We start from the raw sequence: 24,474 nt of genomic DNA on the forward strand, positions 1-24,474 counted from the left end.
TGTCGCCCTTCTCATTGTTGCACAGCGCACAACACCATATTTTCCCTGTCCGCCCAGCGCTGATCGAGCGTACGGCCTTGGGCCAGATGTGATCACGTGTTGGGTGACGCCTGGGGTCTCCATGAACCATCAACTCCCCACAATAGGCACACGGCATCTGAGGCGCCAAATCACGCAGAGCGTCGGCCGCTTCATAATCCTTGGGGCCTGCGCTCACTTCCAATCCGCCTCGGGATCATAAAGATCGTCCGCCATCCTCTTCACACGTTGCTTACGAAGAACGTCATGCCAGAGGAGCCAGTAGATGGTGTCGGCCGCACGTGGGCATGTTTTCTCAGCTTCTGCCATCACTTCACGAAGGTGGTTCCAGTTCTTTGCCTCATGCTTACCAACCAGCGCTGGGCGATCCGGCAGTTCCTTGAAGATGGCTTCCAAACCTTCTCTCGCGAAAGCCTCGTCCTTCTGGAGGATGTCTTTGAACTCATCTAGCGTCATTTTTATACCTCATCCCGCATACTGAAATCCCAGCGCCTCAAGCGTTTCCCATTTCGCTTGCGCCCGTAATGTGGAGATCGCTGCTTCTGCCTTGTCCGTATCGGAGAAGACCTTGCAATACTCGACATCCTGAAGGCCAATCACACGAGCCTTGATGGGATACTCGCAAGAAGGAGTGAGGTTTTCCTCAACAATGGCATCCAAGTAGGAAGCAGCAATTACATCTTGCCACCACTGTAGATCAGGCACTGACATCTTAGCTTTTAGACTGTTAATTTCCTGGTCGGTTAACTGAGATGCCCACTCACCAGAACAGCTCTCAGACTGCTTGCACACATACAGATTGCGAAAGCTAGAAGGCAGATTGCACGCTGATCTAGACACCCGGTCCCAAATCTTTTGCTGTCTCGCATCGACTGTCTCGATCCCAGGCACCAAACTATAGTCGCTCACCACACAAAGGACGTGGCCACCTGGCCAAGTCCCTCCCCATGCAGACACCCTGCCCTTCCAATGAAGGAAATCTGCCGAGACGAGCCTAGGATCCTTGGCACTCTGTTCTGACTTTACTGCACCAACAGAGTATAGGGCGCACTCAAGTGATCTTGCTGAAAGAACACCGCTTGGCGCATCGGTCCCGATATTCATATTGACAGCATTCATGACTACCTAAATTTCCCAAAAATATGACTTTAGAACACGCTCTTTCGAGCAAATCGCCCAAGCATAAAAACAAGACCCAACGAGCTAAAAAAACCGGCTAAAAGCAGGGCACCACTAGCTGCGAACTGCTGCTGCGTGGTGACCCCACCTGAAAGGAGAGAAACCGTTAGACTCCCCGCAAAAGATACCGCTACTGCATCCACAACCGCAGAAGGTAATGACCGAAGGTAATGGATAGGATTACTTCTGGCTTCATCCTCTAACGATACGCCACGGCGCTCTACACCGTTAAACAGAAACGCAGCAGCGGTAAACAAGACAGCCGACACAAAGTCACCCGCCTGCGAGGCGGCACCGGCCCACCAGAAGCCCAAAAAAATGATGGTAACGTAGTCTTTAAGCGCGACCTGATGCATGTCCGTAGAACTCATTAATCTATCCATTAATATATGACGCCTTAGTAAGGATAGTCTAAATTTATGTCAACGGTCTACTTGTCTATACTTATGATATGCGTTAAAGAGTACTTAACGCTACGGAGGCACCATGCAAAAGAAGAAACTAGTAGACATTCTGCGTCGATGGATCTTGCGCGCCATGTCGATCCGCTGGTCGACCATCGGATATCTTTTCGCGGTTCACTTCGCGCTGTCATTTGCAGCCTTCAGTTGGGCCGGTGAAGAAAGCCTGACCAACAGCCTCATCGACTACCTCTATTTTTGGGTGACCACCGGATCCACCGTGGGATACGGCGACCTCAGCCCATCGACACAATGGGGACGCCTCTACACGAGCTTCCTCTTCCAACCGGGCGCCAACGCCCTCTTCCTGCTCACCTTCGGCAAGCTGGGCACTGAACTTTTGAACATCAGGGATATGATTATGAACGGCTTCGGCAATTTCGCAGACAAAGAAGACCACGTGGTGATTATCGGCTATCAACCCGGACGAACTGATCGCCTCATCTCAGAAGGCGGGTCTCTTATGAAAGACGCTGATGTGGTCCTAGTTACGGCCTTTGACGGCGACGTTCACCTGCGGGGCGCCACCCATGTCGTAAAGACTGCCAACCTGTCCGATACAGACGCCCTCGAACGCGCTGGGGTGAAGGGCGCCCAACGTGTGGTCATCATGCCAGCAAACGATAGTGACACGCTCTCTGCGGGCCTCGCAGTGATGTCTTTGAAGCCCCAAGGGCATGTGATCGCCTATTTCGAAGAGCCACGTCAGGCAGAACTGCTTGAACGCCACTGCCCAGAGATCGAGAACGTGGTGTCGACCAGCGTCGAGCAGGTCAGCCGCGCACTCACCGATCCCGGCTCCTCTCGAGTTCTCTATGATCTCGCATCCTTGAACACCGAGTTCACGCTCTACTCTTCCCCGCTTCCGGATGGCAATAGCGTGAACGCCGAGACACCAGATGCCAAAATCAAGGAAGCTGGTGGAAATATGATTGGGTACCGTCGTCACGATAGCGAAGACATCAACTTCTCTTTCCAAGGTGACTGCACGATCAATCCTGGCGACATCATTTATTACATCGCCCGGGAACGCCTAGACTGCTTGGGCTGAACCTTAGCTTAGTATTGCGAAATGCAAAGCATCGGCAAATGTTTATGCTATACCAATGGAGATCGAAGCATGCCCAAATGCAGAACTTGTGATGGCGGATACAGTGAAGGTGGTGACGGATACGATGGAGAATGCCCATCGTGCGCGGATAAGTCCTACGAGGATGAGTTGAAGGAAGGCCTTACTGATCTGGGCAAGCTGGCCGTGGATCATGGTATGGATGTTCACGAGGCCGATTTCGACAATGACAACGAAACGATGCCAGACACCCTGGCATACCTACAAACTGTCGAGGGTAACTTAAACGAAGCTGAGGCTACCCTCTATCAGGAGTGGAAGGCCAGATGCCAAACGGCACCTAAGCCCTAATCAGACCTCAGGACCATCCGGCGACTCGTTGTCCATCGAGTTCATCCGCTTAGCGATTTGTGCAGCCCTCTCAAACACCGCTTCTCGAGCCTGGCTCCCCACTTCTTGGGGCGCCCAATTAAAGGGTACCAGAGGACGCCTTAACTCCATCTCAGCGAGCCTCAATAAATGAGCCCTCATAAGGAGGGTTTTGGCGTTCTCAATCTTTTCCTTGCTTTCAAAGGCATCGCGAAATGTGCTTTCGGACCCAACCCAGGTACCGCGTGCATAATCCTCCAGAGCTTCATGCACTGTAAGTGCGATGGGAGCCAACAAATCTTCTATGCCTTTTGCGGCCGCTCTGTTGAAAAACTTTTTGTCATCTAATGCGATAGACACGCCATCATTCTTCGCCCGAAGATATGACCCGAAAGTATCTCCGGCATCCATTTCGACATCTAGAAGACCATCAAATATATCCGGGTGGACGAAGACACGCTTTGTGTCCTCTTCTTCATATTCATCACCAACTTCTAGACCAAGACACGGAACGTCCTCAGTAAGGGTGATCCCCCCATAGCCATCATAAATCCCTTTGAGAGGAGGCCTTTTGATATAATGGCCTTCATATTCTATCTGCCGCTCAGAGAGCGAAGCCATATAAACCGGATCGCCTTCCATTATCTCCAGGCCTGTCAGGACGCATCCAACGTTCCTGCCACCCATTACATGCCACCCGGCGCTGGGCCACCTACTTCATCATCCAGAGTGGGCTCAGGCGGCGCAATACCTCGTAGTTCAGTTGCCACCGCATCGAACGCGGCTGCATGTGCGAACACCCACTCATAGATATCGTCGCTCTTGTCCTTGTCGCCTACCTCGTACCGCATGCGGAGAGTCATGTATTCTCTCTGCTTCATCGCGACCCAGTGGGTGAAGTCATCAAAGGATCCTACTCCGGCATGCTTCATCCACTTTTCCATCTCGCCATGGCTTTTCAGCATTTTGGAGAGCGGGATCATCCCTCTGGCTTCCATCTTAGCGTCCAAAGCAGCAAGCTCGTCATCTGGATCAGGCATCCGATCTCGAGCCGCCCGCTCGATGTCAACAACATCTAAACCGTAATCATCAGACCGGTCTTGGACCTCATTATAAAATTGAAGAAGGAACTCAGGCGTCAAAGTATCGGGCTTCATTAAAATATCCTTATAAATATCTAGGACGAAAACAGGGGCTTCGTTACATGATAGCCAAACAACTACCTATCGAAGCCCCTAATCGTAGTCATACTTGTTTGTGTTTATACCTTGGGGCCGCTATGAGCGTTTGGATCGACCTCATCAAGAGCACCAGCAAATTCGCGATTTTGTGCCGCCTGAAAGGACTCCTCAAAATTAACCATTGCCGCTGAAAAATCTGCTTCAGGTATAACAACTTCGGCACCGATACTCTTTTCCCCGGAAAATGGGATCACCGACATATCAGGCCCGTTGCTTTCAACTCGGAGATAGGGCTTATTGCCAAGCTCATTCTTCACGAATTTCTGCATACCCTTCTCGTCAGTGACTCGCCCACGCTCACCCGCTTTCCCGACAAAATAGGCCTTTTGACCCTTTTCATCCATCATAGTGAGGACTGAATCTATATTTTTAAGGTCTTTTTTAGCCCTGTCGGTAAAGGCGTCCGGATTCTCTTTTGAGAAGCCAAATATAGATTTGATGGAATCTCTTAGGTCTTTACCCAACGATACAACCAGAGCCGCACCATCTTTCGTCAAGGGGCCAAGCGATGATGCGGTATATGATCCCATTGCTAGTGCGCCAGCAGCAGCCATAACCTGTATTGTAGGTGGAATGTGGTCCGCAAATGCCATACAGCCCATGAGATAGCTTACCCCACCTCCCAAGACGGCGATAGAGGCGACAAGAGGAACGCCTCCGACCAGCTCAACTAGTTTCTTATTCGTTGTATACTCTTGGTCATACGCTTCCAAACTAGTTCTGAAGCTAATTTTTTCGTTTATATGATTCGTTGAAACATCTGTCATAATACAGTCTCCTAATTTCTAAAATTATTATAGGCACATATGCTTAATACAAGTTGGAGGTATCAAATGCTTTGTATGACCAAGGCACCACCTTTGACTTCCAGAAGCTTTTCCTCAAGTTCAGATCGCACCTCCTCCATCCAAGCCTCCACCTCCTGAGCATAGCCTTCATCATCAGGAAATGCGCTGACGACGGGACTGTAGTAGTCATCTTCAACTCGCTTCTCATTCCATGTGCGAATTGCTATCAAAGCCTTCGACATAGCAGCTTCCCGGCTTTCAGCGGAAACCAGTACAGAACTCTGATAAAAACCCTTAAGGGCCTTCAGGTTTGCATGCCATAGCGCTGCTTCCTTGTCGGTGATACTCATGTAGAAATCCCGAAAATATTATCTGTCGAGCGCAATGTCGTTATGGAAGTTTGGTCTCTTTATTCAATCTTTTCGGACGCCCATCAATCATCGGGACAAAACCAAAGATTACGACCGACATCATGATAAATCCAACTGCGATTAGCGGCCAGTTCGATTCTCCATCGGCAGCTCCAATACCCATCAGGATTCCGGCCATCCACGCAAGCATGCAAGTGCTCTTAACTAGTGACATAGTTTTACCTTCTAAATTAGTTACAACCCCGGTTCAGAATTATTCTTGGCCCAGTGTGTTTGCCAGCGGTATTTTTCGATCTTCATGACATCTCCCAGCTGCTTTTTGGTATCCAAAAGCTCAAATTTCCGCATAAAACAGTGCTTGCACATCATGTAGAAGCCTTTTCCAATAGAAAGGGATTTGTACGTTGCTGAAATTATTCTGGGCTCGAATCTTCTTAGGAGCCAAGTCGTACAAGGGATACTCTAAGGTTGTTGGAACAGCAGTCATGCTAGGCGGCCTCTTTATAATTTGATAGGTGACTATCAGAATTTGGGATTTCCAGCAGCCAACGCCGCTTTCTATCAATCTTTCCCGATACCGGCATGCAGTCTTCCAAAGAAGGTAGGACAGTAGCCTTTTCACGTAGGTCTGGCATGATAAAAATGAATGCCTGGGTTCTCAGCGCCATTGCATAACTGATGGCCTCAATCAAATCATCCGCGTAAGTCACCGTAAGGGTATCACTGTCGAGTAGATGTGTGGACTCATGGATAAAGCTCTTACCAAAATAGTGTCCGATACATGTTGGGCAAGGAAGGTCTAAAAGTCGCGTATCGAAGTTGTCGTTTGATGGATCCACCGTGAACTTTCGGGTACCTGAATACGATTTCTCGCCGCATTCACTGTCTAGCGTCAGGAACGCGCGCATAACTTCAGGATCCCACGGGATGTCGATGACACGAATTGTTTTTTCCTGTTTCCTGAGGGGAGTACCGCGCTTTGTCCCTGTAGGATTATTAGAAGCAGACCTTTTGGACCTCTTCGACGCAATATCTGCGGCAATCTTTGGGGCTTTCTTTTTCGCCTTCAGACGCATAATCTCAAGGAAACCCTCCCCGAGAACCTCATCAGTCTTCATAAGGTTGCAGCGAGCGCAGGATGCCGCGTAGTTTTCCAAATGGTCCTTCCCACCGCGTGCGCGTGGGAAAATATGATCCACGTGCTCAGCTGGGTTCACCTTACAGTAAGCGCATACATGTCCCCAGGCATGAAAGACCGCAGTGCGGACATCTGAGTTAATGGCAACCTGCATGTTCATCAGGCTCGGCCACCACGCATATCACGCGCCTTCTCGTACAAGGCATCCGCTTTCTTTTTGGCCTCGCGAGCGTCTTCCAAGACTTGGTCGTACTCTTGGTTGGCGACCCGCTCAGGATATTTGCAGCTCTCATAGCGGCTACAGGTATGACACCCATTATTGAAGCGCGCGGCGGACCAACAATTCACTCCAAGTGAACTGGAACTAACAACGGCAACTTTCATAATATCAATCCTTTTGCTGTGGTTTGTCGCTCACCACACTAATATCGTAGGCAACCTCTAATGTCGGAATGTGACCTGTCTCAAGAGCATGGTTCCTAGCATCGCGTTCTGCATAGCGTCCATCGGACTGGAAGTTGCATTCATGACAAGTTGCCAGTTTGTGTACTAGGTACTTTTGAGTTGTTGTCATGGTAACTTCCACTCCTTAGGTTTCGGTTTCCGGAGAATACCAGCGGGCATCATTCATAAGATCGAAATCCGGCTTATCAAACATCGGTGATCGAACAAGGATCCAGCCTTCAATCTTGTCGCAGTTGTCAAGAAACCATCTGAACGCCATCGCACGACTGATTGGTCTTGGCCACTTATCGTCGTCTCCACTAGCCTTCTCATGCTCTTCCATGTCGGCAATCACCGCCTTAACCGGCAGCTTCCAGGTCGTCCCATCTTTGAAGTCAGCTGCAAAGTATTCTGTTTCCGCGTCGTCCTTCTGCACTTCATCTGCAAGTCGCTTGGCTTTGATCAACCACGAACTATGATCGACACCCCCGTGCGTCATGTTTGTAATCTCAATCTCGACACTTCCACCTGGAGCAACAGTCTCCACCAGAGCACTTGTCATAACCATGCTCCCTAGGATCTCAGTACTCAGGCGATTTGGATCCTCAGTATGATCTTTGGGAGCGTATTCATCTGGGAAGCCTTTCGGTGTATATACAACACCAGGTGTCATGTTGGCCAAACGGCTGATCATCTGACGCAATTCGGATTTGTACTTTGCAGTGAGAGCCTGCTCGATCTCTTCCACCGAAGCTTCAGAAAGCTTGATTTCATCCGACATAATGCGTCCTTCCTCAATATTCCTAATGAATAAATCAACAATGTTGACATCACATTAGACCTTTATACATTAGGACGCAAGCATAAACATAGAAAGCTAATGCTATATGACCGCAGGCTTCACATTAGAAAAGTAGCTTAGAATAGATACATCTATTCCGAACTTTCGGCGCATGATCACAGACATGGTTACGAAAAAGAATGTTGTTGAAGCCACCAATGTCATCGCGGCGCCCAATGCCCCATAGTAATAGATCGCTACAGGATTAAGGGCTGCATTCACGATAGCCGAAGCCAAGAGCACCTTGAAATTTATGATCTGATCTCCGGTCATAATAAATACGCCACCCACCATGCCGGAAGCCGCTGAAACCGTCAGAGCGAAAATTATGACAGACATCACTGGCGCGGCGTCTGCGAAGGCAGGCCCATAGAGCGCCGACAAAATATGATGCCCCCAAAGCAAACTTACGATGAGAAACAGTGCCCCGATAGATGATGATATCGCTGCGACAGGTCGACAGGTCTTCTGAATGCCGATGTAGTCTTTGTTCTGATGCAGAGGCGGTACCTTATGACTTATCAGAACTGCCAGCCTCACCCGAACAATTGAGAGGAATGCTGCGAGCTTCAGTACGGCCGAATAATAGCCTGCCTGTACGGGCCCCGCGAGCGCACCTAGCATTACGACATCAATACTGGAGTTGATCACCCCCACAGCTGCTGTACCGGCCACAGGAAGGCTCTGACGTCTTAGGAAGGCTGCATAGGTCTTGTCCCTGCTAACCCCACTTCGATCACTCATCAGACAGTTCCGGCGCCAGTGAAGGATGATGGTCGTTAGCATGAGGCCGCAACCATTCGCCCAGAGAGCCAAATTCAGCGTCATTGGGCAGCCGTGAAGCCAGAACGCAAGCAACCCTCCCCCGGTAAGCACAGGTGGCACTGAGAAGGTCACAAAATGGGAGAAATTGCTCGCACCTAATCCTTGAAGGGCTGCTGATCGAAGCGAAATCATAACCAGCGCAATAAGCTGTATACCAATAGCCAGGATCGTCCCCTTACCGGCTTCCTCGATCCCGACATACCAATAAATGGCACCCCCGATTAACATGCTCATCTATCTTCCCGCAGGATACCCCTTCCTTCAGGTGGGGGAGGAATGCGGGGTAGGTAACCCTCAGTTCCTGATTTGTTCTTTACTTAGTTCAGTAAACTCAGTATATTAAAGACAACATGCAGATAACCAGACACTACAAATACAAGCTTAAACCGACGCGAGAGCAAGAATATCTCTTTCGTGAATGCGCCGGTGTTTGCAGATTGGTTTATAATCTGGCGCGGGAACAGAGGCGGATTTGGGGAAAATCCCATGGCTGTAATTTCCACACCGCTGCGGCTGATCTGAAAGATTTGCGTAGGGAGTTTGATTTCGTTGGGGCAGTGTCTCAAACAGCGCAACAACAGGCTCTCAAGGATCTGGACAAGGCTTTTCAGAGCTTCTTCGCAGGTCGGGCTTCGTTTCCTTCACCCCGGAAGAAATTCGTCAATGACTCGTTCCGATTTGTTGGACGTGAGATCAAGATTGAGAAATTGAACCGACGCTGGTCTCAGGTAAAGCTTCCCAAGATCGGCTGGGTTAAGATGCGCTTGTCTCGCCCAGTTCAAGGTCAGATCAGAAACGCCACGGTAAAGCGCGATGCACTGGGGTGGCACATTTCAATCTGCACGATGCGGGAGATTAAGGATCAGGCGCCGATTAAAAGAGCATGTGGGGTAGATAGGGGTGTTACTGTCCCGGCAATGACCAGCGACGGTGAGGCATTCTACATGCCCGACGAGCTTAGTAAGTGGGAGCGCCGCCGCCGTAAGGTGCAACGTACCGCCTCGAAGCGTAAGCGAGGTTCAAAACGACACGCCAAGGCCATGCGTCGTGCCTCCCGCATCTCATCCAAGATCAGTCGCATCCGTGACCAGTGGCAGCATGAAACAGCGCTAAAACTAGCGAAGATCTATGGCGTTGTCGTGCTGGAGGATCTTCGCACCAAAAATATGACCCGTTCAGCCAAAGGTTCTGTCGAAGAGCCTGGACGAATGGTGAAGCAGAAATCTGGCCTGAACCGATCCATTTTGAATGTTGGGTGGTTTGGCCTCCAGATGAAACTGAAATACAAACTCGAGGAGCGAGGCGGTCACCTCCAACTCGTCGATCCTAAACATACATCGCAATGCTGCTCAGCATGTGAAACCGTGGACAATAACAGTCGCAAAAGCCAAGCTCTGTTTCTTTGTACCAGTTGCGGTTTCCATGCCAATGCTGACCACAATGCAGCGGTGAATATTCTACGGCGGGGGAGCACTCCGTCGGGATACCTTTCGGTATCTACGGACGTGGAGCTAGGCGGCCTAGGGTTGTCTAGTGCGGAAACGTCAACTACTCGGCAGGCCGCTTAGGTCAGACCGGAAATCCCCGTCTTTCAGGGCGGGGAAGATGTTAAAAGGGTCGTTGGCATCACCATAAAGTCCGCCGTCGACCACAGACTATGCGGGTTACGCTCCCCACTCTTCTTGAGGGCTGCCGTCTCGCGGAGCACGATGGGCCCCATCCCCAAAGCGCCCAGCGCACTGAACATAAAGAGCATGGACAGAATGGTAGAGTAGATACCGAAGGTTTCTAAAGGGAGGAGCCGCGATACAATCGCAGTGAGAGCCACGGCAACGACAGTCTCCAGGACTGACAAACCGAGGCTAACATAGCTTTTCATAGCATCCGAAGGCGGTCGCTTAGGCATCACACGTATTTTCCGGATACTGTCATTTCAGAAAATATGACATCTATAGATTGAACCTGTGTTAACGAGCTTGCATCTAAGAGGCTGCCCTTAACCTTACTGCCTCTTCTGCAACATCACCTTTGAGAGCGAGCAGCGCTGAAATATCGATGGGATCAACTTTGCTTGCAGGGTTCACGCTCTTGAACACGTACCCCTTACCAACGACTGCCATCTCCTTGTCACTCTTACGAACAGGGATCGAGCCTGCCTTAACGCCCTCAAATAGATCTGCGATGCTTGGCTGCATATCAGCATAAGCCATGAAGGCAGGCATGCGATCTTGCAGGGATTTCCGAGTGGGAATTGCATTGGCAGACTCAACAACCGCCGGAAGCGCACAATCCATCACGACCAGCTTGCGCCGTGCCACATCAATGTAGGCCACGAACTTCGTCATATTATCGCCATTGACTGGCAGCGAGATTTGCGCACGTCCAGGCTCATAAAGCTTTCCTTCTTGAGGCTCGACGCCGGTCTGCAATGTTGCGACCACATCTTCTGCCTGATTGAAGGACTTCTTGCTAAAGCACATGATGCTCCAGACAGCATAGGCCACCCCCTGCTCTGCAAGGTTATCGAGATAGAGGTCGATCATCTGTGCGCCCCGCCCTTCCATCTCTTTGGAAACGGTCGGATCACCTGAAAAAATCGCTCCAGATGGCTTGTCCCCCTTACGGAACGGGAACTGATGAGAGTTCCAGCATACCGCGCCCATTGGCTTCCAGTCCGCCTGAAAGAAATTCCAACCGTTATCAAAATAGACGTTACCGTGACCTGGCATCTTCCAGTAGCTGGCTGATCGGATAAAGCGAACATCATCCCCAAGGGCGATTTCCGTCCCACGGCCAACATCGATTTCCTGACCATTCGAGGGCAAGTTAACAGTGATGACTTCCGGATCGAGGTCGACCCCCTCCGGCAGCGCTGCATTCATGCGACGAGCCACCTCTGCTCGAAGATCACGGGCCAAGCCGGTCGCGGCATCCGCATCAAAATGAACCGTCTTGGCGATCACTTGAGACTTTTCCCAGTTCCCAGACGGGCGAATGAGCCGCAGCTGATTATCGCGACACTCCAAGTAACGGGCAGTGCGCAGCAACTGATCTACAGTAAGCTCATGGATAATATCTTTGAAAGCCACCACAGCTTTGGAGCCGAAAACCTTATAGGCTTGGTTGAGGGCGCGCATAAAGATGCCGGGGCGCGTTTTCAGCAGCTCTAGGACACCTTCATCCTTATTTGCGAACCCGCGCTCCAGACGAGCGTTAAAACGCTCTGTGGCGCCGTTATAGAGCTCGTTATAGGCAGCCTGAACCCGAGGGACATCGTAATCACCGGGATGCAGCCGGGACAGAAGGCGCTTCCATACTTCACGGTTACGAGCAAAATCCTCTACGAGATCACTGCACCCCTCCAAGAGAGCAAACAAGGAACGACGTTCTGCGCGAGTAAACGGCGAGAACCAAGGCTTGGTGCGCATCATCGGGTCCATGTCAGACAGCACCAAAGCAATGCGCAGCACATCGGTTGCAGATGAGGTCCGTACACGGTGACCTTCACCATGGTCAATCAGGTACGCAGCGAACCGTGCGCCATTCGCCCGAAAACCAAATTCCGAAAGATCAAACGTTCGCTGATCGCAATTCTCCAAGAGAGCATGACATGCGGAGATTTCTCTCGGCGTCATCTCTGTTCGCTTTGCAACGAGGTAATCGATCATCATGGTTGTAGGATCACTTGGAGCAATCTCCAAGGTTTTGAGGTCCAGCTTTTCAGTCAGAGGATCCCGGTCATCTGCCACCTCGGTCACCATTTCGTTTGGGAAACCGATGTACATGATGATTTGGCGAACCCAGTATTCGGCCTCGGACATCTCAAGAACCTCACGCGGGAAGTTCTTGTAGACAACGAAATCACTGATATCGCGGTTATCTACTGTGATCTCAGCCAGAAGTGGATCGAGAGCACGCCAGAAGTCAGCGAGAACTTCCGCCGACAGACGCCGCATGCGATCCATCATTGTGACGGAAGGCGCGTACCCATAGTACGCCATACTAGCCAAAACAGTGCCCAACTGCGTATTGTCCGCAGGCTTCTCGGATGCCTCAAGAGGTACGCTCGCATAGCCCATCTGAGTAAGAAGAACATTTGCTGCATTCAGAGTGCGCATGGAAGCATCCTTTGGTATGGAAAATTATGTCTCAATCTAGAAGAAGACTTGAGACGAGACCTGGCGGAAAGCGAAGCAGAGTTCTCTTTTCATAAAATTAGAAGGATCCACGTTCATGGCCGCCAGGCCCCGACTTAAGTCTTCTTCGATCCTCTATTTAAAGCATTAAAGCAATACGGAAGAATACGCAAGCATAGTTTCACGCATTATAATGATTTTCTTATCTTTGGAGCGGCTGAGCTTGGTAGCTGATGTTATCAGACTGCAAACTAAACGTGCCTTGATTGAAAACTGACTTAATATTCTTGGAGTCAAACACGATGTAATGCGTTGTGCTACTATCCATTCCAGACATGTTAGAGAACTTGCTCGAAACCGTGTGGTCGATTATTCCGTCGTACCCCATATCCTCAAGAGCGTGTCTCACAATTTCCCCTGCGGCATAGGCACCTATGTGCAGATCATTCTCCGGCTCAGCCTCCTGGATATCCATCAGCATTTCGCTAGTAAACAGGTCAATCAGATCTACGACCTTGCAGCCCTCCATCAGATACTCATGCATGGTATCGAAAGAATTCGCTATGTGGGGTGACACCTTTCCTCGCCCCCTTAGCGCGTCAACCACTTCCCTGAGCCCGTAGTAGTCCTCACTTATGTTCTCCAAAGAATCCAAGAATTGTGACACCTCTCCGGGGTTAACGTCACCATTGTCCATCGCCCGGTCGCGGGCAAGCTGCTCAACCTCATATTCTTCTACGGGATCCTCATCGTAGTTGGACATCTCCAACTCTTCGCGGGCTTCATCCATGTATTGCTCAAAATCATACTCATCCGGCTTAAAATAGGTGGGATTGTCTCCGCCTATGATGATGGGGTTCGTCATCCGCAAAAATACTGGAATGATAGCACCGTCATGAGATACTAAGCTCTCCCTGACCTCAGCCTCGATCTCAGGACTATTGTAGTCAGCTTCCTCACCGGTCTCGGCCTCTATGCGATCAGCAAGCTTTTCACAAAGTAAATCGATCTTGTTTTTCAGGTCAGGGCCTTCTGGGGTCGCGTAATTTGTATGAACATCTGACAAGGTATTTGTGAAATAGAACCCTCGGCCATAGGCACATTCAGGATGTGTTTTCGATGCGTCGAATGACGAAAACTCTTGCGTGGTACCGTGATAGAGCATCATCGGAGGGATCTTGTTGCCCTTACTCCACTCCCAAAATCCAGGTTGCTCTTGCGCCCGACGTAGAACAGGAGACAGCTCTTGCTCGATGTCAGAGTGACGTTGGGCAGCTTCTTTCATCACATCGATAGGCGCCACTCGGGTACGTGAACCTATCTCTCCTCGAGACACCTTTTGAAAGAGGGCTTCAGATGTCGAGACACCATGCCCACGCAGAGTTCTCTTTACGGCAGTGAAGACTGCACGGATCTTGCTAAACGCCTTTGCAACCAAACGAGGAAGCCCTCGTATATGGCGACCGTCTGCACGCTTACGGTAGTCTGCGTAAGCTTCAGCTACTGCTTCCTCAACCATCGCATCTCTGGATAGGTTTTCGTACCTTTCCGGTATGTCGTATTGCTTCAGCCAGGATTGGTTTGCTTCCTGGGTCAACGCATCCCACTCTTCGTCCGTGAAGAGGTTGCGCTTACGAAGGATGTGGATCGCCTCATGGTCTATCGTGGCCTTGGCATCCAACGACTTCCCTAAAAATATGATAGCTTCACCAGTATCATCCAGCCGCATTCGGCCCTGCTTCTGCTCAGCCGGATCCCTTAACAGCTGGAAGCGGTCGATACCCATCTTTTTCAGGCGACCCTCCAGATCGAAAAGAAGGCCAGCAGACCACGGCAACCGTGTGATGGGTTTCCCGACATTCATGCCGTACTGAGAGAATGAGAAGACTGTGTTTTCCATATCAATGGATATGGTCTCAGAGATGAAAGAATTTACTACGGAGCTTTAAGTGTACCGATGCTTTTATACCGAGCATATGGCGCCCAATATTGAAGATATTTATTGCGTCCTACGTCCTAGGACAGCGGACAACCTGGTGCGAGATATGGAACCCGCACCAGGTCATAAATTTAGATGCCCGGAATGATCGGCACGTTTACGAATGGGATGCCGCAAGCTGACAGAGCCAAGAGGCCACCGAGTACGATAACTGGACGAATAAGTTTTTTCATTGTGTGTTCCTTAGTAGGTTATGTGTTGAACTCATTATGTATACGATGGAACTTTTATTTTTCGGTAAAAACTGCAATTCTATAATTGAAAGAGGAGCTTTTTATCCATGGCTAGTGAGAACATAACCGATACCGAGCATTATTACGCGTATGGATGCTGTCATATTTTTGCGGCGGCCGCGCTGGAGTTCTTCGAGGAGCACTGCATCGGAGGTCACTTCTTGGTGCTCTCCGACCCAGATGAACTCTACTATGAGGGTGAAGACGGCGATGACGATGTTTTGGCCGTCGTACATGTATATGCGGTGATAGAGACCAACGAAGGATCCAAAGCCGTGGATATCTTTGGCATGCACCCTGAAGCCAATGCCGAAGCTCTGGCCAAGGATCGCTACCATGTTCACGACTTAGTGCAAGACAGGGAGCCTAATCGAGAAACAATGATCGAATATTTCGTCCAGCAGGATGACGAGGACGATGATTATAAGCCCCTATCGGCCTTCGGTGATGACGACATTGAAGAAGCGAAAAAGATCGTTTCTGATGCTTACCTCGACAAGATCGAAGAACTGCGTCCTAGAGCTCTTGCGCCTGTATAGAGACCCAAGTGTTTAAGGTTTAGGCGCCACAGGCTCAGGGTCTTCGTCGTTATCCTGCACACCAGCATGCTTGTTGAACTCTTTCAGATCATGTTTGGCGTCGTCCAACTTAAATACGATATCATCCATATCATCGGGATCGAGAAAGCGATTTAACGTCTTCGCCATCTCGTTTGCCGCCTCCACATACTCTTTGCTTACAGACACAGACGTGTCAGGTTCCAGCTTAATCCCGACAAGATCAAACAGGACATGATCTTTCCAGTCCTCACCATTGGCCAGCAAGGCGCCGACAAGTCTGTGCCCGATAGTCGACATCGCCTCATCTGCGCTGTCAGCTTCAGCGATGAACTTAAAGAGAGCATCGCGATCCATCGAAAGCTTGAAGGGCGTTTTATCTGACATGGGCTTTACCTAGTTTGTGTTCTGTAAATGTTCGGGTCGTGACGAAATCTTCAAACAGGATCAAGCTCAGCATTCTCGAAGACGAACTCGCCGTTCTCTTTTTCGACTACTTGGATGTCTTTTGCTCCGGCCTTCCCGTAAGCAGCGATCTCATCGGCGGTCAACTGACAAGCATTTGCCAGCTTAATCTGAAGGTACACGATCTTCTGCAAATGCACTTCCGGGAGGTTGAAGAACACTTTGTGCGCATCGGGATGGTGGAGCATCCCCGAAATTCGACGCAGGATGCGCAGAGAGGCCGCAAATTCAAGATTGTTCATTTCCGTCATTTCAAAGCCTCAAGGCGTCATCGTAAAATTCGTCAGCCTGGATCTTCCCGTACCCGATGACAATTAGGAGCCAGCAGATCCACAGCAATGTGACGACAAGCAGGTAAGGAATAAGCCTTCTTAAAACAGTAAGAAGATGCACTCTGTGTTGACGGTCTGGCATCAAGACACCTTGGCGCCGCGCTGTTCAGCTGCTTCGATATGGCTGCTGAAAACAGTCGCCAAAGCAACGATACTGGCAAACGTCATGCCATAGTTGAAGTCACCCAACATCTCAGATGCAGCAACAATGTAAGGATAAACCAGGTAGAGGGCTGCGTAAGCGACCACGAAGGAAACAACCTGCACAACGACGTGTGCAATCCCATAACCAGACTTATTGCGGTCGATTGCCCACATGAAGGTCATGCCAGCCAGAGATCCGAATGTCGCGAAAGCAAAAGGGTCACCCGGGATGCCGCCATCGGCAAGCACAGATACAGCCATTCCACAAATTGCGGTGAAGATAACTGCGGTTCGGATGATGTAGATAGCAACAAGCATGATATGCTCCCTTTAGTTAGCTCAATATAAGCACAACCCACCTATGTTGACAAGGGTATTTCTTGCTTAACCATAAATGTTCGCTCGTATTACTTAGATTTAAGCATACTCATGTAAGATTTCAGGGAACTGGAGGAATTATACATGAACGCAATAAAAGATATCCCGGCGGTAGGTTCCATTATGAACCACGGGGCGATCCCCACATTGTTTGAAGATGATCACATGAAGATCACCTATTTGGATGGCGATGGCGATTTTTGCATGGTCACTTTTGTAGGAGTGGGCCTTGGGCAAGGCGGCGTGGACATCCAGAATGAAGAGTTCAAAAAGCTCGATCCCAATCTAGGCCCACAAATATTCGTATTCGACAAGAACCGGAGTTGGGGAAACGCTATCGACTTCGAGAAGATGGCAAGTGTCATTGCCCCTATCAGTGAGAACCGACGGGTGATCACCATGGGCCTGAGCATGGGTGGCTTTCTGGCGGTCGTAGCCTCAAAATACCTCTCACCAGAGGCTTGCATCGCTTTTGTGCCGCAATACTCCATGCATCCCCAGATCATGCCAGGAGAACGGCGCTGGGCAGCCTATGCACGCAACATCACTAAGTGGAGCATTCCTTCCTTGGAAGGTTACTTTGGTCAAGAGACGCAGTTCTACGTCTTCTTCACGGCCGATCCGATGGAGCGACAGCATCTCGTGAAGTTTCCTGACCAAGACAACATCCAGACTTACATGGTGCGGACAAACGGTCACAATGTCGGGCAAGCCATGAAAGATGCAGGTATCCTATACCCCACGATTGAGGCCTGCATGAAACTGGCCCAGCCTGGGGAGATGCCTTTCTCTTTTGAGAAGTCCGGGCACATCCACGTCATCTGAGCAGATGTTGTTCATTACTTTGAACAACAAGAAGCTTTATGTGCAAAATAGTGAACAACGGCATAAGCAATAGATTGAGATGCCGTTGTTTTAGTTAAAAGTTTCGGTTCAACGCTGAAAACGCATCGAAGGTGTAGACATAGGAACTCCTTGTCGCGAAAGCAAAGACCGCATATTCTCTTCGACGTCTGCTAGACCGGCAATGGTTTTCAGTCCGCGATCATAGCGAACAACAGGACCGATCTGGTCGAACTTATATCCAGCGCGGCGCAGAATTCGTTGAACAAAAACATCGTATACCCCTATCAAATGCGAAATTCCCGAGTCGTACGCCACTTGAAAGCATGCATCTAGTAGCTGGTAGGTCGAGAGATTAACCCCTTGATGGCTAATCATCGCGTTCGACTTTACAACTGACAATCGAGACAACTCCCAAACCAAGGGGCTTCGAACGAACTCACCCTCCCCCATGACCTCGGGAAAGACGTCAGACAGCATATGGGGCCCACTGGTGGGAAGAATGCGTATCGAAGCCTGTAGCTCACCCGCGTCGCTGGATACAACGACATAAAGGGGGTCCATGTCATCAAATTGGTCATATTCGCGACCATCTTGTACTGTTACTGACCACTCCCGACGAACCTTGAAAGCCTCTGCTCGCTCGATAAACATCTGATCCAAGAGGTCTTTCTCGAGCATGTTTTTTGGTTTTGAAATGTAGTGTATCATATTGATGGTCCAATCTTAATAAAATCAGACCATCTGTATCTCAGGGAGATTAATTTCGCGTTAACGATTTTAGCGAAATCAAATCATATACTTATCAGCCCGTAGCTAATCGCTTTCGCAACAGCTGAAACCCGGTTTCCAGCGTGAAGCTTCTTGCATGCATTGGTAAGAAAGAAGTTGACGGTGCGCTCCGTTAAGCCGGTAATCTGAGCTGTCTCCCAAGAAGTTTTCCCGATAGCAGCCCAACGCAACATTTCGGTCTCCCGAGGAGTGAGTTCCACTTCCTGTGAGATAGACGCGTCGTTCTTTATGACATCGTCATGAATGAGATAGCTCAAATATGTAAAGTCAGCCACAAACTCCCGTTGGTACTTATTCCATTCCCTTGTGTTCATCTCTGTGTTCACCGAGAGGATGGCGCGTCGCTTCGCAAAATCTCTGATCGGTATGGTAAGGCCGTTTTCACAAACCCCCCACTCGGCAGCTTCACCAAAGAAATCCTTCGTGAGCTTATCCTTTTTTGTAAGCTTGGACCAATCCACGGGAAGAATACTTGTCAGTCCCTCTACTACCACCGGATCAATCAGATGGTACTTCTGCTCCTGGTATCTGTTTGTCCATCCCTCATCGTATGTCGAGAAAATTTTCGCCTCGGTGCTAAGCTGAGAATCTTCTGTGAGAGCCAAGTATGTAATGTTATTCAGACCAGCTTCATTACAAAGCTTGTGGAGAACATCCTTCATTGACACATCGGGATTTCTAGAGGAAATCTCAGAATACTGATCTGATATCTTTAAGTTTCTCAAAATACACCCCTGTCATAGTACTATAATTATATATGCATCCAGATTTTACTGTACACTACTGGAATATTAATCACGGCTATGGGCGATACTGCTGCGTACCAACAAGGACTGCAACCTAGGAGTGAAGATTCTCTGATTTTCCAGGCCTCGATGTGGCAAGAAGGACGCTTACCTTGCGTCAACTAGTTCAACTTAACGGAGTCAGCCTTATCCAGAGCTTCCATAAGGAAGCTAGGGCCGCGTTTCTTGATAACGTCACGTGCTGTCAATCCATCGCACCCAGGAATCGGTGATAACTGAAAATATTCATACGCATGATGGATATCACCGAATTTCGATGTCAATAAGCCAATTGAATAGATTACCGCTTCCGCCCCTAGGTCCTCTTGCTCCCAGGGGACAAAGATCTTTTGCTTTTCAATAGATCCAGATTGCATACGCTGCGCTTCAATAACAATGGTTCCCTGGTCGCGCTCATCACCTGAGAACGTAAGTAATTCTTGCCCGTCGCCAATGTTCATTTAATGCTCCTATATATCTATAATATATGTTTCCAAACACATGATCAATGAAGCAATAAAAGAAAGGTGCCCCGGGAGACATTTCTCCACGAGGCACCCGGCTCGTAATGTGTGTGTCCGAGCCTTACGCGTCAGCAGTTGCTGCGCGATACCGGGCCAGCAATCACAGGGTAATTGGGGCCAGGATTTGGAATGAACTCAACCATGCCAGTAATGCTGCGCATACACATGTCAGCTTGACCTGAACTCATGCGGCTACCATCGACATAAATGTCCAGCCATGGGTGGCCATCACGACCAGAATGGCATGGACCATTCTGCGGAGCGTTACCGTCACCGCATGTATCTTCAACAATGGCATATTTCTTCAGAGACGGAAGATAGAAGCGAGTTCCAGCGGGGAAGTCGAGGGTGTGTTTACGCCCAACCTTCTGGTGCCCAACAGCTATTGTCACGGGGTTGTCGTAGGTACCGGTGCCGCTTGCGCGGGAGTGGATGATCGGATGCGAAATTGCAGCTGAACCTGGAGGCGTATTGTCCCAATATGAGTAGCCGGTCAAAAAACCGGTGAAGCTATCTCGTTCCAGTAGATGTACGTACGGGCTATCACCGGATCCGATAGATGGGCGATCAATCGGTGTCGAGACACGTTGGGGTTCAGGGTCAGAGCCACAGGCAGATGCCATCGATGCCAAGGCGAGAGTTGCGAAAATGCTCTTGAAGCTAGTTTTAAGTATCACTTGAGTTATCCTTGCTTGGTGAGGACACCATGCATTACTCAAGTAAAAGTACGGTTAATTCAGAAGGGACAATCCTGCTTTACGCGGATTATTGTTGCTGGCATTGCAACAGTCATCTGTGGCACCCCCGAGATGCAGGAACCGACTACAATCCAGACCTCTCACAGCTTACTGGGAAGGCTCGCTAGCCTTGTTACTACAACGGGCGATGGGGCCGGAAGGTATGTATGGGTCTTGTTGCGCTGGAAGCTATCATAAGAAGAAACCGCAACTGGCAACACCAAAGCAGCAACAAGAGTGAGCCCGAAAAGGCGAAGGATGCCCTTATACATGTAATTTCCAATCATTGTGTCCAACTATACATGTATAACGAACTAACTATGTTGACAAGCCCAAGAATAGAAAAAGCCCACCAAGTCTGAGTTGGCGGGCTTAAAATTTCATCTGACGATGAGCTTAGTTGCTGCCGGTGCCGCCGGTGCCGCCAACGCCACTCAATGTGCTCAGGCTATTAAGAATTTGGTCGCCACCACCAGAACTAATACCAGCGGTACCGCCAATCATTGTCACCACGGCCGGGATCCCGCATAGGGCGGCTGCTACGCCAAGACGCCAGAGACCTTCAGAATACTTGACCTGTTGCCCTTGGCTGTCGGCTGCGGCTTTGAGACGCATAATGCCCATGATGACGAAGAAGACACCCACCATGAAGGCCCCACCCATACCAAATCTAACCAGAGATGCGAACGATCCTGCTACTTGGTCTGCCAATGCGCCAATATTCGCTGGACTACCTGAACCCGTGCTAGGTGCGATAGCCTGTGCCCAAGCACCTTGTGAAGTCGCCATAAATACAGCTGTTGTTGCCAGTGCTACCTTTGTCTTCAATGCTTTCATCTTTTCAATCTCCAATGTTCGCTAAAAGCGGTGTTCATGCACACCAAATAGAAGCCCTATATTTCTACATTCTTAAGAGATCCGCGAATATTTCATCAGGAACCAACTAAAGATTGTTCCCATATTTTAACCCACTGCGGATACCTTCAGCTCAAAGGGAATATTGTTATGAAAACGCTTATTACAAATATCGCGATAGCATCCGCACTATCTTCAACGCTCTCTATTGCCCCTGCGGCAGCTCAGAACGTAGCAATCAAGGCAGATTACGTATTTGCGGTGAACTCGAAATTGATGGAGAGATGTGCTGGAGACTATGAATTCAATATGGCGCTTTCCAACAATGCGACGACGAAAGATGACACACTTGCGGTGCGAGACCTCATCAGGACTTTTAGAGACTGCGAGAATAAATACAGACGCCCTCAGCACTTAGGTTTTAGCTACCTTGCCGTAGAAGCTTTGGAGTACTCACAATGCCCTGTAGGTACCTGCTCTGAGACAACCAAGAAAAAGCTCGCAGAGACAACCTTTGAGCTGTCCGACCAGTTCATCAAGGACTACGCTGAAGTCTTGCGTATTGAACTTCAGGACCACTGCCTCCGTGACAGCGACTTCCAATGTGCCATTTCCGCTGTGAAGGAGGCCAATTATCGCATTGAAGGCGCGGAGTTTGACTGGCTGTCTGCCGATGCGGAAGGACGCGTTTATACGGTCAGCGACACTGCGCCCGAGAAGGCCCTCAAGCCTCTGCCTGGTCTGACAACCTTTACTGAAGATATGATATCGTCAATTGAAGCGGTCTTCCCAGATGGGATAGAGGAAACGGGCGAGATTACCGCAAGCATTATCGATGACTTATCGGATCGCGGCTACGATGCAAATGAAGGCGGGATCTATATAGATGATATAGAAAACCCCATTCAGGTTTGGGCAAAAGGGGACATCGTGAAGATTGTATTCGATGCCAATTCACCAACCTGCTCATGGGTTGCAAAAAATTATGATAAATTGGGAGCCATTGAAGCGACTGTTGATCGGGAACTAATTCGTCCGTTCGATAAAGACATCTGTTCTGGTATCGACGAAATGAACATCTCGATTGCCTTCGACACCTCGAAAGAATAATGTCACCGTAAATATTAACTGACTATCGGAGACACACATGGAAACTCTGTCCCTCGGAAACCCTATTCCTGAACGCTGGAGGGGCAAATTCCCTAGTGAGGGAGGAGGTATTCTGGCCTTCAGCGAACATGATTTTCACATTTCCATCGGATTCCCCCTTTTATCTAGAAAAGAGGTGGTAGCTGGTAGAGAAGGCAAAATCAGGGCGGGGCTGCTGCCTCAGAAGGATGCCTTGATCATGCTCGCCGATATCGGTGGCGCCATTGTTGTGGATACCAGCTTTGATCCCTCCAAGGTGCATCCTGATGACCGGGGCATGCCGTCACGTAAAGAAGATGAAGGCTTCGCGGTGTCTTTTGCCCTATTTGATACCGCACAAGATATGACGATGGCCTTGCGGTTTGCTTCTGTCACTCCACAGTTCAGCTCCCTTCTAGAAAATATGATTTCTGATCTCTACACTAGGCTGAAGGAAGACCCCCGTTTTGATGGGGAAAAGTCGGTTCGTGAGGCTTACGAAAAATACCCCTCCCCGGCTGACATGTGGAAAGATTGTGTGGCAATCGAATATCTCGGCCAGAAGTTCCGCAAGGATGATCCTGCCCCCGCCAGCCCTGCGCTATAGTCGCGACTCTCAGGTGCCCAGGGAAGTGAGCGATACCGTGCCGTCAAGTGCTTTCGTGGGTCTTGCCTATCGATTTCATTTCTGTAGTAAGCAGGCAACCTTTTGAACTGGAATGATAACTCGATGACGCCACCGAACGCCCTGCCCCCGAAAGATGACGGTACACCCAACATGGATTACCCGAAGTTTCGCCTGCGTGAGATCAGAGACGAGCAGGGCATAACTCAAGCCGAGCTGGCCCGGAGAATTGGTGTTTCATGCGGATATCTGTCCCAACTAGAAGGCGGCTATAGACGAGTAAATTCGGACCTTTTGTTCAACATTGTATGTGCTCTCAACGTCTCGCTCTGTGAGCTCTATGACCCCATGGGCCTGATGATCCCAGAGATTCTGGCTGCCTTCAGAGGTCTTCCTCAGGAACGCCAGGAAGAAGTCCTAAGGTTTGCCCAAGAACAGCTAGCCGAGCACAGGGAAGATAAGAGAACATTAGCCTAGTTTCCGTAACCTGTTCTCTGACGCGTCAAAAGGTGCTGGTCGGACTGAGGTATGTCGTAATGGGTCATCAGAACGATATCAGTACTGGTTGCCAGCTGCTTTGCTGCTCTGGTGAAACTTGATGTGGTCAACACGGCCGCAACATCAAGACCATGAAACTGCTTCCCAGAGATAGCCTCTTGGACCGATTTGTTGCCAACTGCCGACGAATATCTCTTGCACTGTATCCCGACCTTAATGCCGTGCTTCTCCGCGATGACATCAATTCCTTGATCACCGGCGCCTGCCGTAGCCCGAGCCTTCCACCCGAAGCGCTCCAGCTCGCGCGCCACCCAGTGCTCGAAATCATGCCCTTTAACCGGTGCCGTGTCAGGTGAGAACCCAATTTTGGCAAACTCGATCTCCAGCTCAGAGATCACCTTAAGAACAAAGCTTACATAAACAGATTGCATCTCCGGTTCGGGTCTAACCCCAAAACTATCTAAGAACTCTAGTATTGCCTGGGGGCGAACATCAGAGATTACTGCTCCGTAATCATTGATTTTCAGGGACTTTGCGACATTGCGAGAGAGCGCCGGGAAATGATCAGTCGCCTGCTCAATAATATGATCTTGCACCCTCACCGGGATTTTATCCCTCTTAACCCTAAAGACAGCATGCAGCCATGAGGGCAGCCATTTAGACATCAACCGTCCCATT

The 24,474-nt window shown here is 49.7% G+C and carries 32 protein-coding genes; 8 read left to right on the top strand and 24 right to left on the bottom strand.

Features of this window, described 5'->3' with window-relative positions; genetic code table 11:
* Positions 1–213 precede the first annotated feature (213 nt).
* The 3 genes from J7392_RS02150 to J7392_RS02160 form a co-directional block, all read right to left on the bottom strand.
* Complete coding sequence (locus J7392_RS02150; RefSeq protein WP_209215948.1) at positions 214–495, bottom strand: hypothetical protein; 282 nt, start codon at positions 493–495, stop codon at positions 214–216.
* A 9-nt stretch (positions 496–504) separates the two neighbouring features.
* Positions 505–750, bottom strand: coding sequence for a hypothetical protein (locus tag J7392_RS02155; protein WP_209215949.1), 246 nt, complete (start codon positions 748–750; stop codon positions 505–507).
* 437 nt (positions 751–1,187) lie between these two features.
* Positions 1,188–1,589, bottom strand: a complete 402-nt coding sequence (locus tag J7392_RS02160; RefSeq protein WP_209215950.1) for a hypothetical protein — start codon at positions 1,587–1,589, stop codon at positions 1,188–1,190.
* Positions 1,590–1,704: 115 nt separating this feature from the next.
* Between J7392_RS02160 and J7392_RS02165 the strand changes: the two genes are divergently transcribed.
* Positions 1,705–2,730, top strand: a complete 1,026-nt coding sequence (locus J7392_RS02165; protein WP_209215951.1) for a potassium channel family protein — start codon at positions 1,705–1,707, stop codon at positions 2,728–2,730.
* A gap of 69 nt (positions 2,731–2,799) precedes the next feature.
* On the top strand, positions 2,800–3,099 hold the full coding sequence (locus J7392_RS02170) for a hypothetical protein (protein ID WP_209215952.1): 300 nt from the start codon (positions 2,800–2,802) through the stop codon (positions 3,097–3,099).
* Here J7392_RS02170 and J7392_RS02175 read toward each other — a convergent pair whose 3' ends face one another.
* From J7392_RS02175 to J7392_RS02220, 10 genes are all read right to left on the bottom strand, one after another.
* Complete coding sequence (locus J7392_RS02175) at positions 3,100–3,804, bottom strand: hypothetical protein (RefSeq protein ID WP_209215953.1); 705 nt, start codon at positions 3,802–3,804, stop codon at positions 3,100–3,102.
* Positions 3,804–4,274: a hypothetical protein gene (locus tag J7392_RS02180; RefSeq protein WP_209215954.1), complete on the bottom strand. Its 471-nt coding sequence runs from the start codon at positions 4,272–4,274 to the stop codon at positions 3,804–3,806. Before J7392_RS02180 ends, J7392_RS02175 begins: the two co-directional genes overlap by 1 nt.
* Positions 4,275–4,378: 104 nt before the next feature.
* Positions 4,379–5,125 carry a hypothetical protein gene (locus tag J7392_RS02185; protein WP_209215955.1) on the bottom strand — a complete coding sequence of 249 codons (747 nt, stop codon included), beginning with the start codon at positions 5,123–5,125 and terminating at the stop codon, positions 4,379–4,381.
* A 62-nt stretch (positions 5,126–5,187) separates the two neighbouring features.
* Positions 5,188–5,496 carry a hypothetical protein gene (locus J7392_RS02190; protein WP_209215956.1) on the bottom strand — a complete coding sequence of 103 codons (309 nt, stop codon included), beginning with the start codon at positions 5,494–5,496 and terminating at the stop codon, positions 5,188–5,190.
* A gap of 40 nt (positions 5,497–5,536) precedes the next feature.
* A complete protein-coding gene (locus J7392_RS02195; protein WP_209215957.1) occupies positions 5,537–5,707 on the bottom strand; it encodes a hypothetical protein in 171 nt (56 codons plus the stop codon).
* 298 nt (positions 5,708–6,005) lie between these two features.
* A complete protein-coding gene (locus J7392_RS02200) occupies positions 6,006–6,815 on the bottom strand; it encodes an HNH endonuclease (protein ID WP_209215958.1) in 810 nt (269 codons plus the stop codon).
* Positions 6,815–7,039: a hypothetical protein gene (locus J7392_RS02205; protein ID WP_209215959.1), complete on the bottom strand. Its 225-nt coding sequence runs from the start codon at positions 7,037–7,039 to the stop codon at positions 6,815–6,817. Before J7392_RS02205 ends, J7392_RS02200 begins: the two co-directional genes overlap by 1 nt.
* Before the next feature lie 4 nt (positions 7,040–7,043).
* Positions 7,044–7,229 (bottom strand): hypothetical protein, encoded by a 186-nt coding sequence (locus tag J7392_RS02210; RefSeq protein WP_209215960.1) that lies wholly within the window; start codon positions 7,227–7,229, stop codon positions 7,044–7,046.
* A gap of 15 nt (positions 7,230–7,244) precedes the next feature.
* Positions 7,245–7,880 (bottom strand): hypothetical protein, encoded by a 636-nt coding sequence (locus tag J7392_RS02215; protein WP_209215961.1) that lies wholly within the window; start codon positions 7,878–7,880, stop codon positions 7,245–7,247.
* 102 nt (positions 7,881–7,982) lie between these two features.
* The gene (locus tag J7392_RS02220) at positions 7,983–8,999 is read right to left on the bottom strand and encodes a polysaccharide biosynthesis C-terminal domain-containing protein (protein WP_209215962.1); all 1,017 of its coding nucleotides are present in this window, start codon (positions 8,997–8,999) and stop codon (positions 7,983–7,985) included.
* A gap of 116 nt (positions 9,000–9,115) precedes the next feature.
* Here J7392_RS02220 and J7392_RS02225 point away from each other — a divergent pair, with 116 nt between their 5' ends.
* Positions 9,116–10,333, top strand: a complete 1,218-nt coding sequence (locus J7392_RS02225) for an RNA-guided endonuclease TnpB family protein (protein WP_209215963.1) — start codon at positions 9,116–9,118, stop codon at positions 10,331–10,333.
* A gap of 414 nt (positions 10,334–10,747) precedes the next feature.
* On the opposite strand, the gene J7392_RS02230 is transcribed toward J7392_RS02225, so the two are convergent.
* Entirely contained in the window at positions 10,748–12,883 is a 2,136-nt protein-coding gene (locus tag J7392_RS02230; RefSeq protein WP_209215964.1) for a hypothetical protein, read from the bottom strand.
* A gap of 220 nt (positions 12,884–13,103) precedes the next feature.
* The gene (locus J7392_RS02235) at positions 13,104–14,801 is read right to left on the bottom strand and encodes a hypothetical protein (RefSeq protein WP_209215965.1); all 1,698 of its coding nucleotides are present in this window, start codon (positions 14,799–14,801) and stop codon (positions 13,104–13,106) included.
* A 379-nt stretch (positions 14,802–15,180) separates the two neighbouring features.
* Here J7392_RS02235 and J7392_RS02240 point away from each other — a divergent pair, with 379 nt between their 5' ends.
* Positions 15,181–15,672, top strand: coding sequence for a hypothetical protein (locus tag J7392_RS02240; RefSeq protein WP_209215966.1), 492 nt, complete (start codon positions 15,181–15,183; stop codon positions 15,670–15,672).
* Positions 15,673–15,684: 12 nt separating this feature from the next.
* On the opposite strand, the gene J7392_RS02245 is transcribed toward J7392_RS02240, so the two are convergent.
* From J7392_RS02245 to J7392_RS02255, 3 genes are all read right to left on the bottom strand, one after another.
* Entirely contained in the window at positions 15,685–16,077 is a 393-nt protein-coding gene (locus tag J7392_RS02245) for a hypothetical protein (protein WP_209215967.1), read from the bottom strand.
* Positions 16,078–16,127: 50 nt separating this feature from the next.
* Positions 16,128–16,406 carry a hypothetical protein gene (locus tag J7392_RS02250; protein ID WP_209215968.1) on the bottom strand — a complete coding sequence of 93 codons (279 nt, stop codon included), beginning with the start codon at positions 16,404–16,406 and terminating at the stop codon, positions 16,128–16,130.
* 162 nt (positions 16,407–16,568) lie between these two features.
* The gene (locus J7392_RS02255; protein WP_209215969.1) at positions 16,569–16,949 is read right to left on the bottom strand and encodes a hypothetical protein; all 381 of its coding nucleotides are present in this window, start codon (positions 16,947–16,949) and stop codon (positions 16,569–16,571) included.
* A 144-nt stretch (positions 16,950–17,093) separates the two neighbouring features.
* Here J7392_RS02255 and J7392_RS02260 point away from each other — a divergent pair, with 144 nt between their 5' ends.
* Entirely contained in the window at positions 17,094–17,834 is a 741-nt protein-coding gene (locus J7392_RS02260) for a hypothetical protein (protein ID WP_209215970.1), read from the top strand.
* A gap of 108 nt (positions 17,835–17,942) precedes the next feature.
* On the opposite strand, the gene J7392_RS02265 is transcribed toward J7392_RS02260, so the two are convergent.
* From J7392_RS02265 to J7392_RS02285, 5 genes are all read right to left on the bottom strand, one after another.
* Positions 17,943–18,563, bottom strand: coding sequence for an acyl-homoserine-lactone synthase (locus J7392_RS02265; protein ID WP_209215971.1), 621 nt, complete (start codon positions 18,561–18,563; stop codon positions 17,943–17,945).
* A gap of 83 nt (positions 18,564–18,646) precedes the next feature.
* Positions 18,647–19,369, bottom strand: coding sequence for a LuxR family transcriptional regulator (locus tag J7392_RS02270; protein WP_209215972.1), 723 nt, complete (start codon positions 19,367–19,369; stop codon positions 18,647–18,649).
* A 182-nt stretch (positions 19,370–19,551) separates the two neighbouring features.
* Complete coding sequence (locus J7392_RS02275) at positions 19,552–19,890, bottom strand: hypothetical protein (protein ID WP_209215973.1); 339 nt, start codon at positions 19,888–19,890, stop codon at positions 19,552–19,554.
* A 131-nt stretch (positions 19,891–20,021) separates the two neighbouring features.
* Positions 20,022–20,630 (bottom strand): hypothetical protein, encoded by a 609-nt coding sequence (locus tag J7392_RS02280; protein ID WP_348540682.1) that lies wholly within the window; start codon positions 20,628–20,630, stop codon positions 20,022–20,024.
* A gap of 456 nt (positions 20,631–21,086) precedes the next feature.
* The gene (locus tag J7392_RS02285) at positions 21,087–21,527 is read right to left on the bottom strand and encodes a hypothetical protein (protein WP_209215974.1); all 441 of its coding nucleotides are present in this window, start codon (positions 21,525–21,527) and stop codon (positions 21,087–21,089) included.
* Positions 21,528–21,695: 168 nt separating this feature from the next.
* On the opposite strand from J7392_RS02285, the gene J7392_RS02290 reads away from it, so the two are divergent.
* The 3 genes from J7392_RS02290 to J7392_RS02300 all read left to right on the top strand — a co-directional run bounded on the left by J7392_RS02290 (position 21,696) and on the right by J7392_RS02300 (position 23,775).
* Positions 21,696–22,655, top strand: a complete 960-nt coding sequence (locus J7392_RS02290; RefSeq protein WP_209215975.1) for a hypothetical protein — start codon at positions 21,696–21,698, stop codon at positions 22,653–22,655.
* 37 nt (positions 22,656–22,692) lie between these two features.
* On the top strand, positions 22,693–23,280 hold the full coding sequence (locus tag J7392_RS02295) for a hypothetical protein (RefSeq protein ID WP_209215976.1): 588 nt from the start codon (positions 22,693–22,695) through the stop codon (positions 23,278–23,280).
* A gap of 123 nt (positions 23,281–23,403) precedes the next feature.
* Positions 23,404–23,775 (top strand): helix-turn-helix transcriptional regulator, encoded by a 372-nt coding sequence (locus J7392_RS02300; protein WP_209215977.1) that lies wholly within the window; start codon positions 23,404–23,406, stop codon positions 23,773–23,775.
* Here the strand turns inward: J7392_RS02300 and J7392_RS02305 are convergent.
* Positions 23,772–24,461 carry a restriction endonuclease gene (locus tag J7392_RS02305; RefSeq protein ID WP_209215978.1) on the bottom strand — a complete coding sequence of 230 codons (690 nt, stop codon included), beginning with the start codon at positions 24,459–24,461 and terminating at the stop codon, positions 23,772–23,774. The two genes, J7392_RS02300 and J7392_RS02305, sit on opposite strands and share 4 nt — an antisense overlap.
* Positions 24,462–24,474: the final 13 nt, after the last annotated feature.

The sequence above is a fragment of the Sulfitobacter sp. R18_1 genome, assembly GCF_017743915.1.
Lineage (GTDB): Bacteria > Pseudomonadota > Alphaproteobacteria > Rhodobacterales > Rhodobacteraceae > Sulfitobacter > Sulfitobacter faviae.